Here is a 15330-nt window from a genome sequence, read left to right as displayed (position 1 = left end):
GTTCAGTGAAAGCGTCATCGCCGTAACAGGCTGAACCGCGCCGGTCGCCGATGTGCTAAAACGACGATACGGACTCAGCCGAGGTGCATCTTGGGGAAAATTGCCGTTACTTTGCAGCAGGCGCTCGAACAGCGCGCGCGCGAAGGCACGCGTGGCAGCACGAACGCGCGTCCGCTGGCCCAGGGCGCGAGCTGGGATGTCGCGGACATCCTCTGCACCTTCGGCCCACACGACCAACCGTTCGAGGAGCGGCACGCGGGCGTGTGCATCGCGATGGTGGTGGCCGGTTCGTTCGGCTACCGGACCGCGACGGGACGCGCGTTGCTGACCCCCGGCGCGCTGTTGCTCGGCAATACGGGTGACTGCTTTGAATGCGGCCATCGGCATGCGCCCGGTGATCGCTGCATTGCCTTCCGCTATGCGCCGGCGTACTTCGAGCGGCTTGCCGCGGATGCGGGCATCGCAAGCGGTGATCTCAAGTTCAGGCGCGCGCGTATTCCGTCGCTGCCCGCGTTGTCGCCGTTGATCGCGCGCGCCTGTGCCGGCGCGCTGGATACGGGCGGCGCGGTGTGGGACGAACTAGCAGTCGAAGTGGCCGTCTCGACGCTCAAGGCGGCGGGTGCATTGAAGCATGCGGAAGCGCCCGCAAGCGCCGCAGCCTGGTCGCGTGTGGCGCAGACGGTGCGCCTGATCGACGACACGCCAGGCGCCGCGCATACGCTGACGAGCCTCGCTACCGCGGCGGGTCTGAGTGAGTTCTACTTCCTGCGCACGTTCCGGCGTGTGACCGGCGTGACGCCGCATCAATATGTGCTGCGCGCGCGCTTGCGAGCGGCGGCGCTGCGCCTTCACGACGACAGCGCGAAGGTCGTCGATATTGCGCTCGATTGCGGCTTCAACGACCTGTCGAATTTCAATCACGCGTTTCGTGCGGAGTTTGCGTCGAGTCCGCGTGCGTGGCGCGCGCGGGGCAGGGCGCGTCGCGCATGACGCGGTGGTTCGTGTTCGTGGAGTTGATCGCCGCGTTGGCGCTGGTTGCGTGTGCAACTGTCGCGCAGGCTGAGGTGAGTGTTTCTTCGAGCACCTCCAGCACCCTAAACGATGACCTCTCCCCCTCGACGACGGAGCGCGACGTCCACCTCTTCGTAATCCAGAAAGACGGCTCCGTCGAAGAACATGACGACACGGTCCTGCGGGCCAACACGACGAGCGGCGTCGACGATATCGCGCAACGCTATGTGTGGTTCAACAAGGACATCGAGCGGGTGCAACTGTTGGCCACGGAAACGATCGACCCGAACGGCGTCGCGCATCCGGTCGGGCCTGAAGCGATCCGTGACGTGCAGGAACCGCGCTCAGCGGGCGCACCGAGTTTCGAAGACGGCGTGTTGCGCACGGTGATCTTCCCGGGCGTCGAGCCCGGTTCGCGCGTGCATCTGGCGTTTCGCAAGACGCGCACGAAGCCCCTGCAAGCCGGCACGTTCGCGTACCTGGTCGAACCGACGCGCGAGCCTGTCGAGATGCAGCGTCTGATCTTCGACCTGCCCGCCGACGTGCCGCTTTACGCCGATGCGCGCGGCTACGTCGCGCTGCCGCCGGTCACCGCAAACGGCCGTACCCGCTACGAGTTCGATTACCAGCACGGCCCGTATGCGCCGCTCGAAGCGGGCGCGGTGGGCTATGCGAATTGGGGCGACCGGCTGATGGTGTCGACTGTGCCGGACTTCGCGAATTTCGCCGCGCGTTATCGCGGCCCTGCGGCCGACGCGACGATGAGCGACCCGGCCATCGTTCAACTCGCGCGGAGCCTGACAGCGGAAGCGAGCGACCCGCGTGCGAAAGCGCAGATCCTGTATGACTGGATGCGCCTGAATATTCGCTACGTGGCGCTGTTTCTCGGCGAGACGGCGGCGATCCCGCATAAGGCGATCGACATCCTGCACAACCGCTATGGCGACTGCAAGGACCACGTTGCGTTGTACAGCGCGCTTCTCGCCGCGGTCGGCATCCGCAGCGAAGCTGTGCTGCTCAATCTCGGGCCGTACTACAGTTTGCCGGCGGTGCCCGGCTACGGAGAGAGCGCGATCAATCATGCAATTGTCTGGATTCCTGATCTATCGCTATATGCCGACACCACGGCAGGCGGCATGAGTTTTGGTTATTTGCCGCCGAGCGTGATGGACCGGCCCGTGTTGCTGGTCGACGGGGGCGTGCTGGCGCGCACGCCGGCTACCCAGTTGCGCGAGCGCACGGCGCGCCTGCAGATCGACGTCGATGAGAGCGGGGCGGCGAACTACGCCTATCGCGTGGAAGATGCCGGCTATACCGCCGAGCTCGAACGCAATATGTTTCGACGGGCAACGCGGCAGCGCACGCAACAGATTGCGGCGAACCGTCTATTGCTGACGGGTTTGCATGGCACGGCGCAGTTGCGCACGGGCGATCTGACCTCGACCGATGGACCTTTTTCCACCTCGATGCAGGGACGGGTGCCACATTTTGTCTGGACCGATGGGACGACCGCAGTGCCGGCCCTGACGAGCTTATCCGGCGGAATGGCCGGGCAGGTCCAGGCGTGGCTGGCAGAGCCTTCGAGGACGCAGCCCTGGGCGTGCATCGGCGGGGAATTCGATGAAACGCTGGCAATGACATTGCCGAGCTTCGCCCACGTGACGGATGTGCCGCCGGACGCCACGGTGAAGGATCGTTTCCTCGAGTTTTCTTCTCGCTACGTGTTCGATCCTGCCGCGCGGGTCTTGCAGGTCAGGCGACACCTGCGCGCCGCGTTCGGCCATCAGATGTGCTCTGCCGATGACTTTGCCGGCGTGAAGGATGATCTGATCCGGATCGAACGGGATCTCGACGCCGAGGTGGTATTGAAGGCCATCAGGTAGCCAGGTACGGCATCGGCAGTGCTCACGGCAGCGGCGGTAAAGAACTACCGCCACTGCCGCATGAACAACAACGCCGTCACGGGCAAAAAGAGACGCTTGGCTTAACTTCCGCTCTTCGTCACGATAGGCACCCAGGCCCCACTCTTGACCTGATACAGCGTGGAAGCGCCGCTTTTCAATGCCCCGGTGCTATCGAACGAAATCTTGCCGGTCACGCCGTCGTAATCGAGTGCCTTGAGCACCGGCCGGTAGACCGCCGGCGAGCTGGATTTTGCCTGCTGCATCGCCTTGATCGCGGCCCATGCTCCGTCATACCCAAACGGTGCGTACGACAGGATATCCACCCCAAAGCGCTTCTTGAACTTCGCGGAGAAGTCTTTGCCGCCCGGCAACTGGGCCAACGGTCTGCCGTATTCCCAGGCCATCGCACCTTCGGACGAGTCGCCGGCGAGCTTGATGAAGTCCTGATCCATCACGCCGCCGCCGCCCACTAGCTGTGCGTTCATCCCCAGTTGCTTCATCCGCTTCGCGAAGCCCGCCGCCTGCGTATCCAGGCCGCCGAAGAAAATCAGATCGGCATTGGTCGCCTTGATCTTGGTGATCTGCGTGCTGAAGTCCACCGCGTGATTGTCGGTGTATTCGCGCGTCACGATGGTGCCGCCGTGCGCTTTCACCGCCTTCTCGAACTCGTCGGCCTCGCCCTGGCCGAACGCGGTGCGGTCGTCGATGATCGCAATGCGTTTGGCCTTCGTCACCTCGACGGCGTAGACGCCCGCGTTGCCGGCGTTCTGTGCATCGGTGGAAATCACCATGAAGGTGTTCGCGAAGCCGCGCCCGGTAATGATCGGGTTGGTGGCGGCCGGGTCGATCACCGGAATGCCGGCCTGCTCGTACACCTGGGAGGCAGGAATCGTCGTGCCCGAATTGAAGTGGCCCACGACTACCGAGACCCCCGCGTCGACGAGCTTCTGCGCGGCCTGCACGCCGATGCGCGGGTCGGCCTGGTCATCTTCGGAGACGAGCTGGAATTGCGCGACCTTGTCGCCGATCTTGATCTTCTGGGCGTTGGCTTCCTCGATGGCAAGCCGGACACCGTTCTCCAGATCCTTCCCGTAGCCCGCGTTGGCGCCTGTCAGCGGCGCGGCGAAGCCGATCTTCACCGGCAGGTCGTCGGCGAAACTGGCCAGCGGCGCGATCGCGAAGGCAGCGCCAACGAACAGTGCAAGCGGTTTCAGCGTGTTGCGAAGACTCATGGTCTTTCTCTCCATCGACAGTTTCAGGTGTGAAAACGGTAAGGCGGTAACGCTGGATCGACGCGCAAGCATGGGTTCGACTTCACATGGCGCGCGTCATCAAGAGTACGGACGATCGGTCACCATTAACAATGCTGGAATACGCCCGGTAGGAAGAACCCTTGGGTGGCGCGCGCAATGGCGTTCACATGCCGGTCAATCTGGCGCGAATATAGAAAGCCAATTTGCGACAGTCTTGGCAGTTCGCGGCGCTTTGAATGAGCATTTCGGCATAGCCCGCACAGCGCTTGGGCTGGCGGCCTGTCAGCGGCGTTGTGCGGGTGCGGATTGCGGCATATGCTTAAGAAGCACGGGCCGATGCGCGGGCGGGTAAACGGGGGATGCTGGTTGGTTACGGCTTGCGGATGATGCTCGAGAAACCGGCGCGAGCGCGCCGGTCTGAAACTACGTCCTCACTGCTCGCCTTGCTGGCGCAGCAACTCTTCACGCAGACGCAGGAGGGGCGCCTTGGTTTCGTCGTCGGCCCAGGTGTCGAGATCGTCGATGGCGCGCTGGCAGCCGTCGAGCACTAGGTCGATGTCCACCGGCACGCCGTTGTTCAGCGCGAATTCGATGGTCTCGGCGAACTGCTGGCACTCGTCCTCGCCGTACGAGATGTCGAGGTTGTCGGCGATGATTTCGGCGATGTTGCTGCGCGCCTTGTCGTCGGCTGTCACCATTTCGACGATGCCGCGCGCCACCGCCGGCGAATAGAACAGCGCGATGTCGAGCCACTGTGCGGGATCGAAGTCGGCCTGGTCGAACTGGTTCTCGAAGTACTCGATTGCTTCCTGTTCGTGTGCTTCGTCCGCGTCGACACTGATGCACAACTGCTCAAAAAATTCTTCCCGCTCGCTGCGGATATAACCGTCCATCGATGCCTCGTGTGCTGAATGCTAGATGCCTGAAAATTGCGGCGCGGGTGGCTGCCGGCCCACGCCTGCTCGGCACGCATTATAGGACCTAAGCCGTTTCCGCCACCCACGCGTCGAACCATTCACGCGGTTGCGCGATTTCGTTTTGCGCCGCCACCAGTTCCAGCTCGTAGCGCCCGGCCTGCCATGTCGTTTTCACGACGCCGTTCACGGCGGCCAGCGTGTGCTCGAAGGCCGAGCGGATCGAATCGCCCAGCAGCGTGCGCGCGACGAACACCGCGCTCGTCAGATCGCCGACGCCCACCGGCTGCCGCGCGAACGGGTAGAGCGGACGCTGGCCCATCCAGGCCTCGCGCTCGGTGACGACCAGCATGTTGAAACGGTCGGCAGGACTGTTGCGATCGAGCAGGTGTTTGACCAGCATGAGCTTCGGCCCGCGGGCGATGACCTCGCGGCACGCGGTCACGGCTTCTTCGAGCGTCTCGATCTCGCGGCCCACGAGGCGCTGCAACTCAGTGTGGTTCGGCGCCATCGCATCGGCTACTTCAGGCATGGTGCGCACGAGAAATTCCTGGATGCCCGGTTCGACCTTGCAGCCGCTCGCGGCGCCCATCACCGGATCGCAGAAGTACCAGGCGCGCGGATTGGCGGCCTTCACGGCCTTGACGATCTCCAGCACCGCTTGCGCCTGCTCGGGCGTGCCCAGATAGCCGGACAGCACGGCGTCGCAGCGCGGCAGCATGCCGATCGCACCGATCCCTTCGACGAGCTCTTCCATCTGCGAGGCCTCGATCGCACCGCCGGTCCAATGACCGTATTGCGTGTGGTTCGAGAACTGCACGGTATTGAGCGGCCAGACATTGACGCCGAGCCGCCGCATCGGGAATTCGGCCGCGCTATTGCCGGCGTGCCCGAAGACGACATGTGACTGGATGCTCAGAACGTTTTTCGTCATGGTGTGGCCCGCGCCAGCTTGGTGCGCGATCAATGAGAACGGAAGGATGGCCGCGGTAACGAACCGGCTTTGACCGGGCGCCTGAAGCGGCGTGACTGTATTTCGTGACTGTGTTTCAGATGGTGCAAGAAAAATGCGCGATCTGCATAGTCAGGAAACAATACATGAGTTTGTCACGCGCGAGTCGATCCGTCCCCGTGTTGTTGCGTCGAACCATCAGGATAGTTCGCGATACAAGGCCAGATAACGCTCGGCCGAAGCGCCCCAGCCGAAATCCTGATGCATCGCGCGGCGTTGCGTGGCTTTCCATTCGGTGCGGCGGTCGTAGAGCGCAAACGCGCGGCGGATCGCCGCCGCAATGCCCTTCGGCTCGAATCGTTCGAATACGAAGCCTGTAGCGAGGTCCTCGGCGAGATTTTCGAGCGACGCGTCCACAACGGTGTCCGCGAGGCCGCCGACGCAATGCACGAGCGGCAGCGACCCATAAGCCAGCGCATACAGCTGCGTGAGCCCGCAAGGCTCGAAGCGCGACGGCACGGCGATCACGTCGCTGCCCGCTACGATCGTATGCGCGAGTGTTTCGTCAAAACCCAGTTCGACCGCCACCGATTCCGGATGCGCATGCGCGGCGTGTTTCAAACCGTTTTCGAGCGCCGGGTCGCCGGTGCCGAACACCACCAGCTGGCCGCCGCGTTTGACAATTTCCGGCACCGCCTCGAGCAGCAGGTCAAGCCCTTTCTGTTCGGTCAGCCGGCTCACCACGCCGAACAGCAATGCATCGCTTTTCTGCGCGAGGCCGAAGCGCTTTTGCAGCGCCTCCTTGCAGGCCAGTTTGCCGGCCAGACGGGTGTCCGTGTAGTGATCTTCGAGCAGCGCGTCGGTGGCGGGATTCCACACCGAGTAGTCGACGCCGTTCAGTATGCCGCTCAGATCGTGCGAGCGATGGCGCAACAAGCCGTCGAGCCCGCCGCCTTGGGCCAGGGTCTGGATTTCGCGGGCGTAGGTCGGGCTGACGGTGGTGATGCGGTCGCTGTAATAGAGGCCGGCCTTGAGAAACGACAACTGCCCATAGAATTCGACGCCGCGCATATTGAAGAAGTCTTCCGGCAGCGCGAGCTGGCCGAACTGATGCGCCGGAAAAACGCCCTGATACGCGAGGTTGTGCACCGTGAAGACGCTGCGCGCGAACGAGCGGCCGTGCTGTCGTTCAGCCGCCTTCAGATAGGCGGGCGCGAGTCCGGCGTGCCAGTCGTGCGCGTGGACGATCTGCGGCGCCCATGCCGGGTCGAGATGCTGCGCCAGTTGGGCCGCCACCCAGCCGAGCAGGGCGAAACGTTGCGCGTTGTCGCCGTACGGTACGTGTTCGTCGTTCAGATAGGGGTTGCCGGGCCGGTCGTACAGCGAGCCGGCGCGGATCACGTAGACGATCAGGCCGTTCGACGGCAGCGTGCCCTGTTCGAGCGTGACGCCCGGCGAGTCGAAGCGGCGGCCCAACTGCGCCACCGGCCGCAAGTCCGCCAAGCCGGCGACCACCGCCGGAAAGCCGGGCAGCAGCACCCGCACGTCGGCGCCGCGCTCGATCAGCGCGGGCGGCAACGCGCCCGCGACGTCGGCGAGACCGCCCGTTTTGAGGAGGGGATACAGCTCGCTTGCGACGTGCAGGGCGCGAATCGTCATAGGCTCGGTCTCGTTCCTGTTAGTGCGGGTTTGCGGCGGGTCCGCGGCAGTTTGCGCGGGCGGCAAGACGGGCGGCCGGCTCTTTGCCAGCCCGTTCTTTTTGCCGCCCCGGCGACGATTACGTCCCCTTCTGCCGCAGTGCGTCGGGCGTGACCAGCACGACGCCGTCGTCGGTGCGATAGAAGCGTTCGGCGTCGGCCGCCGGATCTTCACCGATCACCGTGCCGTCCGGAATGGTGCAGCCGCGGTCAATCACCACTTTCTGCAGCCGGCAGCTCGCGCCGACGGTGACCTGCGGCAACAAGACTGCCTCATTGATATTACAGAACGAACTCACTTTGACGTTCGACGACAACACCGAACGCGAAATCTGCGAACCCGAGATCACGCAGCCGCCGCACACGATCAGGTTGTTGCCGGTGCCTTGCAGACCTTTCAGATCGCGTACGAACTTGGCGGGCGGCAACTGTTCCTGATACGTCCAGATTGGCCAGTTGCGATCGTACAGGTCGAGCGTCGGGATGGTGGAGGCGAGATCGAGGTTTGCTGCCCAGTAGGCGTCGATCGTGCCGACGTCGCGCCAGTACGGCTCCACGCTCGGGTCCGACGACACGCACGACATGCTGAACGGATGCGCGATTGCCGTGCCTTGCGTGACCACGCGCGGCAGGATGTCCTTGCCGAAGTCGTGGTCGGTGTCGACGCTCGAGATGTTCTCTTCGAGCAGCGAATACAGGTAATCGGCGCTGAACACGTAGATGCCCATGCTGGCGAGCGCCGAATCCGGGCGACCCGGCATGGCGGGCGGATCGGCTGGTTTTTCGACGAAGCCGGTCACGCGGCGGTTTTCATCCACATGCATCACGCCGAAGGCCACCGCTTCCATGCGCGGCACCTCGATGCAGCCGACCGTGCAATCGGCGCCGCTTTCCGCATGATCCGCAATCATGCGCGTGTAATCCATCTTGTAGATGTGATCGCCCGCCAGCACCACCACGTACTTCGGCCGGATCGAGCGGATGATGTCGAGATTCTGGAACACGGCATCCGCCGTGCCGCGGTACCAGTGGGCGCCTTCCACCCGCTGCTGCGCCGGCCAGAGATCGATGAATTCGCCGAATTCGCCGCGCAGGAAGCCCCAGCCGCGCTGCAGGTGGCGCAATAACGAGTGCGCCTTGTATTGCGTGACCACCGCGATGCGGCGGATGCCGGAGTTCAGGCAATTGGAGAGCGCGAAGTCGATGATCCGGTATTTGCCGCCGAAGTGCACCGCTGGTTTGACGCGCTTGTTCGTGAGCGGCCCGAGCCGCGTGCCCCGTCCGCCCGCGAGGACGATGGCGAGGGTGGTGCGTTGCAGATCGGCCAGCCGTGCCGGAGTTTCCATGTCTGTCTCCTTTTTTGACCGGCTTGGCGTGTGTGCAGGCGTGAGCGCTTTGGCTGTCGACCAGAATTCGCATGTCCGCAGGAGGTAGCGCTTTAGCGCTTATTCCTGCCCCATGGCGCGAACTCCGATCCCATGCCTGGCACTTACTCCAGCCTCACAGCGCTTACTCCGGTCCCTTGCAAGATAGTTGCTGATTGGTATGCCCCGGGTGGTCTTGTTATCTCGCTCTGCGTTATTGATTCGTGCTGCCAGGCGGCTTTCGTCTTCGCGGGCCCGTCTGCTAGTTCTAGCACCGAATTGCCGCCGGCGAATAGTCTGAATTGTGCGGATGCAACTCGCGCGGCCGCATTGCAAACGATCAACCCTTGCGCGGGACGCATCCGTGCGCCACGACACATAGGGCGTAAGGCGACTCGCCGCAATATGCGTGCCACACCGGCCGGCGCCGCCATGAGTGTGCCCGCGCGGCAGCAGAGTCCGGCGGCGCGTCGTAGAATCGTCCGCTTTGAACGGGGTGTGGGCGTTGCTTTCCAGCGCCCTGAGCCTGCCTGCTTCCCGCCGATTTCCCTTTGCAAGAAAACGATCGATGAATTTTCGCCGCCAGTCTTTGTTCGCCATCTTGAGCGCCTGCGTGCTAGCCGCTGCACCTGGTGCTTTCTCCGCTACGCCGGCTAGTGGGGCTGTTGCGGGTAGTGCGGCCAGTTCGGGGCATTTGGGTGGCTCGGCCGGCTCAGGTGGTTCTCACGCCCAGCCCGGTTCCGCGGCCACCAGCGCCGCTCCGGCTGTGGCCGTCGACAACAGCGGTCCGGCGTACGGCCCCGAGCTGCAGGGCTTCAACTATCCGGCACCGGTCGAGCAATACGACTTCACCTCGCAAGGCGTGGCGCTGCACATGGCGTACATGGATATCAAGCCGGAGCACGCGAACGGCCGCACGGCCGTATTGCTGCACGGCAAGAACTTTTGCGCGGCGACATGGGACGCGACCATTCATCGTCTGAGCGACGCCGGCTACAGGGTGATCGCGCCGGATCAGATCGGTTTTTGTAAATCAAGCAAGCCCGAGCACTATCAGTACAGCTTTCAGCAACTGGCGCGCAATACGCATGCGCTGCTCGAATCGCTCGGCGTGACCGACGCGACCGTGATCGGCCATTCGACAGGCGGCATGCTCGCGATCCGCTATGCGCTGATGTATCCGCATGAAACGCAGCAACTGGTGCTGGTCAATCCGATTGGCCTCGAGGACTGGAAGGCGAAGGGTGTGCCGTCGCTATCGGTCGACCAATGGTATGAGCGCGAACTGAAGACGACGGCGGACAGCATTCGTCGTTACGAGCAGGCGACCTATTACGCCGGCCAGTGGCGCGCCGACTATGAGCCGTGGGTACAGATGTTGGCGGGGATGTACCGTGGCCCCGGCAAACAGATCGTGGCGTGGAATTCCGCGTTGCTGTACGACATGATTTGCACGCAGCCGGTGGTGTACGAGTTGGGCCATCTGAGCATGCCGACGCTGCTGTTGATCGGCCAGAAGGACACGACCGCGATCGGCAAGGATGCGGCGCCGCCTGACGTGCGCGCAAAGATCGGCCACTACCCCGAACTGGGCAAGGCCGCCGCGAAGGCGATTCCGCACGCGACGCTCGTCGAATTCGCCGACTTGGGGCACGCGCCGCAGATGCAGGACCCACAGGCGTTTCATAAGGCGCTGCTCGATGGGTTGGCGGCGGTGCCGGCTAATCGGTGAGTTACCGCGCGCGTTTGAGCTTGGGCCCAAGCCGGAGCTATGGCTTGAGATTGAGTTGAAGCGCTTTAGCCGAGGTCAGAGCTCAACGTATGAGCTTGATTTGAAGTTCGGAGCTGAGTTTGAATTCGCGCGGCGCTGACTGGGCGAGGTGAGCATTGCGGCTGGGCAACCTGATGCTCGTGTACTCAGGGCAGCCAGCCAATCGACGAAAAAAGAAGGGTGGCCTGTGCTGATACACGCCGCCCTTTTTTGTTACTTGCCTGCGTTGTTACTTACCGGCACCTAACTCGTCACGCACTTGCGCGCCGATCTCGAACGAGCGCAGCCGTGCCTTGTGATCGTAGATTTGCGCGGTCAGCATCAATTCATCCGCACCGGTCTGATCGATGATCGACCGCAGTCCTTCGCGAACCGTATCGCTATTGCCGATGACGGAGCAAGCGAGCGAATGCGCGACGCCGTTCAACTCCATCTCCGACGCTTCGATCCGCTCGACCGGCGGCTGCAACTGACCGGGCGTGCCGCGCCGCAGGTTGACGAACTGCTGTTGCAGCGAGGTGAAGAGACGTCGCGCTTCCTCGTTGGTATCGGCGGCGAACAGATTGACGCCGACCATGGCGTACGGCTTATCGAGCGTCGCCGACGGACGGAATTGCTCGCGATAGACCTTTAGCGCGGTGAACATATGATCGGGCGCGAAGTGCGACGCAAACGCGAACGGCAGACCGAGCGCGGCCGCCAGTTGCGCGCTGTACAGCGATGAGCCGAGCAGCCACAGCGGCACATGAAGGCCTGCGCCGGGGACTGCGCGAATCCGCTGACCCGGCACGGGGTCGGCGAAATAGCGTTGCAACTCGACGACGTCGTCGGGGAACGACTCCGCGCTATTTTGCAGATCGCGGCGCAGCGCGCGGGCGGTGCTTTGATCGGTACCGGGTGCGCGGCCGAGGCCGAGGTCGATTCGATCCGGATAGAGCGAGGCGAGGGTACCGAACTGTTCCGCGATGACGAGCGGTGCGTGGTTGGGCAGCATGACGCCGCCGGAGCCGACGCGAATTTTCTTCGTCCCACCGGCGACGTGGCCGATCACGACAGCGGTGGCTGCGCTGGCGATGCCGGTCATGTTGTGGTGTTCTGCGAGCCAGAAGCGGCGGTAGTTCCAGTTTTCCGCGTGCTGGGCGAGGTCCAAAGTGTTTTTGAACGCGTCCGCGGGGGTGGCGCCGGCGATGACTGGCGATAGGTCGAGGACCGAGAAGGGGATCATTTTCTGTTCATTTGATGTTTCGGGCGCTTTCGCGCGATGGGGCATTGTGGCAAAGGTTTTGGTTTTCTGCTGAACGGCCAGGGATGTCCACGTTCGTGGGAGGGGGTTAATGGTTTTTGCCTTTTGCGGCGCTTGATTGTCAGTGTTCTTGGGGCTTTGGCCTTTCCTTGCATTGTTAGTGGTCTATTAGCGTTCCCCCTGTGCGGGGGGCACCTACTTTTCTTTGCCGCCGCAAAGAAAAGTAGGCAAAAGAAAGCGGCTAGAAGCCCCTGCTAAGTGGGCACCGTGGTCTGCACCGGGTAGTGGTGCGACTGGAATCTGTGTTCGTGCCGCTGTTTGGGCTTGTGACAAGGGCGTCATACTTCCGGCGGCGCTGCGCGCGCCGAAGAGCCGTTCATAAAACCGATCGCTACATTTTGGCGCTCACGTCTCGCCACCGACCGTGGCTCGTCAGTGCACCGCCGCCGCGATTGTAATTGGAGCGGCAACTGGAACCGCCTACGGCAGCCGCAGCCGCAGCCGCGACTGTGACGTGACCGGGACAGTGATTGCAGTACACCGACATATCGTTTGAGGCGGGTTTCCCGGGAGAGTGCAGAGGCACGTCGCCGAGGCGAAGCCGACGGCCCCACAAACCAAAACCGAAGCCCATGGTTTCCCCTGCATACCCGTCCGCGACGCACGCAGTGCGGAGTGGGAGCTGATGAGTCCTTTGTCACTAACGCCGAATGTGAGAGAACACGGATTCCAGTCGCACCACTACCCGCAGCAGACTACGGTGCCCACATAGCATTAGCGGTTTGAGCTGCTTTCTCTTGCCTACTTCTCTTTGCAGCCGGCAAAGAGAAGTAGGTGCCGCCCCGCACAGGGGCAACGCCAATAGACCACTAACAAAACAAGGAAAGGCCAAAGCCCCAGGAACACGGCCAAAAAGCGCCGCGCAAACAACAAAATCAAGAGAAGCCCACCTCCGCAGGCACACACCAGAATAAACCCGGCGCAGCCAACCCCGCTTTTACATGCAATTCCGATATAGATATGTCCGATCAATATTTAACAACCGCATGTAGCGCTGCTACCTTAATCCCCTCGAACAGAGCACCACACCCATTCAAGAAAGCCACCGCCCCGCCGGGCAAAAAACCACCCTTGGGAGACACCACCGTGTCCATCGAATTCATCGGCATGATCCAGACCCGCAAGGTGTCCGAGACCCACGCCCCGCAAGGGCCCACCATCGACATCGACTACGTGGAGCAATTCGCCCGCGCTCACGAAGCCGCAGGCTTCGACCGCATCCTTGTGCCGCATCATTCGACGAGCCCCGATGCGCTCCTCACCGTCGCCCACGCGGCCAGCGTCACGAGCAAAGTGCATTTCATGCTCGCCCATCGCCCGGGCTTCGTCTCGCCCACGCTCGCCGCGCGTCAACTGGCCACCCTCGATCACTATTCCGGCGGCCGTCTCGCCGTCCACATCATCTCCGGTGGCGATGACGCCGAACAACGCCGCGACGGCGATTACCTGTCGCATGACGAACGCTACGCCCGCACCGACGAATACCTGCACATCCTGCGTCGCATCTGGACCGAAGCGAAACCCTTCGATCACAACGGTAAGTACTATCGTTTCGAACAAGGTTTCTCCGAAGTGAAGCCGGTGCAGCAACCGCATATCCCCGTGTATTTCGGCGGCGCGTCGGCGCCCGCGCTCGAAATCGCCGGACGTCATGCGGACGTTTACGCGCTGTGGGGCGAATCGAAGGCGCAAGTGCGCGAACAGGTCACCCGCGTGCGTGCCGAAGCCGCTAAACACGGCCGTAACGTGCGCTTTTCCGTGTCGTTCCGGCCTATCCTCGCGGCTACTGAAGCAGCCGCGTGGGAACGCGCGGAGCATATCCTCGAAGAAACCCGGCGGCTGCGCGCGGCGCAAGGACTCGGCGTCGGCGGCCCGGCGCAAAGTGAAGGCGCGCGGCGGCTGCTCGCGGCATCGGGTGAGTCGGATCGCGTCGATGAACGTCTGTGGACCGGCGTCGCCAAGGAAATCGGCGGCCGCTCGAATTCGACCGCGCTGGTCGGCACGCCGGAACAGGTCGCCGAAACGCTCGCGGAGTATTACGCGCTCGGCGTGTCGACCTTCCTCGTGCGCGGCTTCGATCCGCTCGAAGACGCCATCGACTACGGCCGTGAACTGATTCCGGCCACTCGCGAACGGATCGCGCGCGTCGAGCGCGTGGCCGCCTGAACGGAGTCACGATGACCGATCTGTCCGCCGCGTTGCAAAACACCCCGGAGTCGCAAAGTACCGGCGCACTGCAAGACACGCCGGCGCCGCAAAGTACCCGCGCGTTGCAAGACATCGCAGCGCCACAAGGTGCCCACGCGCCGCAAGGCACCCCGGAGCCGCAAAGCGCCCCCACGCTGCAAACCACCGCAGATATACCGCCACTCCAGCGTCACACACCGCTGCGCAAATTCTGGTTCGACGACGTCCCGCCGCGCGCCAGCATCGCGGCCGAACGGCGCTATCGGCAGGAACGGCTCGCGGTGGCGTTTCGTCTATTCGCCCGCTACGGTTTCGATCAGGGTCTCGCCGGCCATATCACCGCGCGCGATCCGGAGTGGCCCGATCACTTCTGGGTCAATCCGTTCGGCAAGCACTTCAGCCGCATCCGCGTATCGGACCTGCTGCTGGTGAATGCAGAAGGGGAGATCGTGATCGGCGAGGGGCCGGTGAATCAGGCGGCCTTCGCGATTCACGCGGCGATTCACGAGGCGCGTCCGGATGTAATCGCCGCTGCACACACGCATTCGCTCTACGGCAAGGCATGGTCGACGCTCGGCCGCACGCTCGATCCGTTGACGCAGGACTCGTGCGCGTTCTATCAGGACCACGCCTTGTTCGACGACTTTCGCGGCGTGGTGCTCGATACCGATGAAGGTGCGCGCATCGCCGCGGCGCTGGGCGAACGCAAGGCGGTGATCCTGAAGAATCACGGCATCCTCACAGCGGGTCCGAGCGTCGAGGCGGCGGCCTGGTGGTATGTCGCGCTCGATAACGCCTGCCATGCGCAATTGCTCGCCGAAGCCGCGGGCACGCCGCAAGCCATCCCGCACGACGTCGCCACGCTCACGCACGAGCAGGTCGGCCGCCCGGGTGGTGCGCTGTTTGCGTTCCAGAGCCTGCTGGAAGGGCTGGTCGAAGCCGAGCCTGACGTCCTTACCTGAGCACCCCATAAG

At 63.3% G+C, this 15330-nt stretch carries 11 protein-coding genes; 5 read left to right on the top strand and 6 right to left on the bottom strand.

Going from position 1 to position 15330, the window contains the following annotated elements:
* The first annotated feature begins 90 nt into the window (after positions 1-90).
* Together KHO33_RS29855 and KHO33_RS29850 are read left to right on the top strand one after the other, a co-directional pair.
* Positions 91-990, top strand: a complete 900-nt coding sequence (locus KHO33_RS29855; RefSeq protein WP_054040551.1) for a helix-turn-helix transcriptional regulator — start codon at positions 91-93, stop codon at positions 988-990.
* Positions 987-2894 (top strand): DUF3857 domain-containing transglutaminase family protein, encoded by a 1908-nt coding sequence (locus tag KHO33_RS29850; RefSeq protein WP_054040610.1) that lies wholly within the window; start codon positions 987-989, stop codon positions 2892-2894. Before KHO33_RS29855 ends, KHO33_RS29850 begins: the two co-directional genes overlap by 4 nt.
* 101 nt (positions 2895-2995) lie before the next feature.
* Here the strand turns inward: KHO33_RS29850 and KHO33_RS29845 are convergent, their stop codons facing one another.
* The 5 genes from KHO33_RS29845 to glgC all read right to left on the bottom strand — a co-directional run bounded on the left by KHO33_RS29845 (position 2996) and on the right by glgC (position 9077).
* Positions 2996-4147: a branched-chain amino acid ABC transporter substrate-binding protein gene (locus KHO33_RS29845; RefSeq protein ID WP_054040549.1), complete on the bottom strand. Its 1152-nt coding sequence runs from the start codon at positions 4145-4147 to the stop codon at positions 2996-2998.
* 452 nt (positions 4148-4599) lie between these two features.
* Complete coding sequence (locus KHO33_RS29840) at positions 4600-5061, bottom strand: hypothetical protein (protein WP_054040547.1); 462 nt, start codon at positions 5059-5061, stop codon at positions 4600-4602.
* Positions 5062-5149: 88 nt separating this feature from the next.
* Complete coding sequence (gene pdxY / locus KHO33_RS29835; protein WP_054040545.1) at positions 5150-6016, bottom strand: pyridoxal kinase PdxY; 867 nt, start codon at positions 6014-6016, stop codon at positions 5150-5152.
* A gap of 216 nt (positions 6017-6232) precedes the next feature.
* Complete coding sequence (glgA, locus tag KHO33_RS29830; protein WP_200566494.1) at positions 6233-7693, bottom strand: glycogen synthase GlgA; 1461 nt, start codon at positions 7691-7693, stop codon at positions 6233-6235.
* 118 nt (positions 7694-7811) lie between these two features.
* Positions 7812-9077, bottom strand: coding sequence for a glucose-1-phosphate adenylyltransferase (glgC, locus tag KHO33_RS29825; RefSeq protein ID WP_054040543.1), 1266 nt, complete (start codon positions 9075-9077; stop codon positions 7812-7814).
* Positions 9078-9663: 586 nt separating this feature from the next.
* On the opposite strand from glgC, the gene KHO33_RS29820 reads away from it, so the two are divergent.
* Positions 9664-10827, top strand: coding sequence for an alpha/beta fold hydrolase (locus KHO33_RS29820; protein WP_054040542.1), 1164 nt, complete (start codon positions 9664-9666; stop codon positions 10825-10827).
* A gap of 268 nt (positions 10828-11095) precedes the next feature.
* Here KHO33_RS29820 and KHO33_RS29815 read toward each other — a convergent pair whose 3' ends face one another.
* Positions 11096-12091, bottom strand: a complete 996-nt coding sequence (locus KHO33_RS29815) for an LLM class flavin-dependent oxidoreductase (protein WP_054040607.1) — start codon at positions 12089-12091, stop codon at positions 11096-11098.
* 1164 nt (positions 12092-13255) lie between these two features.
* Here KHO33_RS29815 and KHO33_RS29810 point away from each other — a divergent pair.
* Together KHO33_RS29810 and KHO33_RS29805 are read left to right on the top strand one after the other, a co-directional pair.
* A complete protein-coding gene (locus tag KHO33_RS29810) occupies positions 13256-14335 on the top strand; it encodes an LLM class flavin-dependent oxidoreductase (RefSeq protein ID WP_200566493.1) in 1080 nt (359 codons plus the stop codon).
* Between the two features lie 11 nt (positions 14336-14346).
* Positions 14347-15318, top strand: a complete 972-nt coding sequence (locus tag KHO33_RS29805) for a class II aldolase/adducin family protein (RefSeq protein WP_234480691.1) — start codon at positions 14347-14349, stop codon at positions 15316-15318.
* The last annotated feature ends 12 nt before the right edge of the window (positions 15319-15330 follow it).

The organism is Paraburkholderia nemoris, assembly GCF_905221015.1.
GTDB lineage: Bacteria > Pseudomonadota > Gammaproteobacteria > Burkholderiales > Burkholderiaceae > Paraburkholderia > Paraburkholderia nemoris.
The sequence above is the reverse complement of the archived record's forward strand: the minus strand, read 5'-3'. Positions and strand labels throughout refer to the sequence as shown.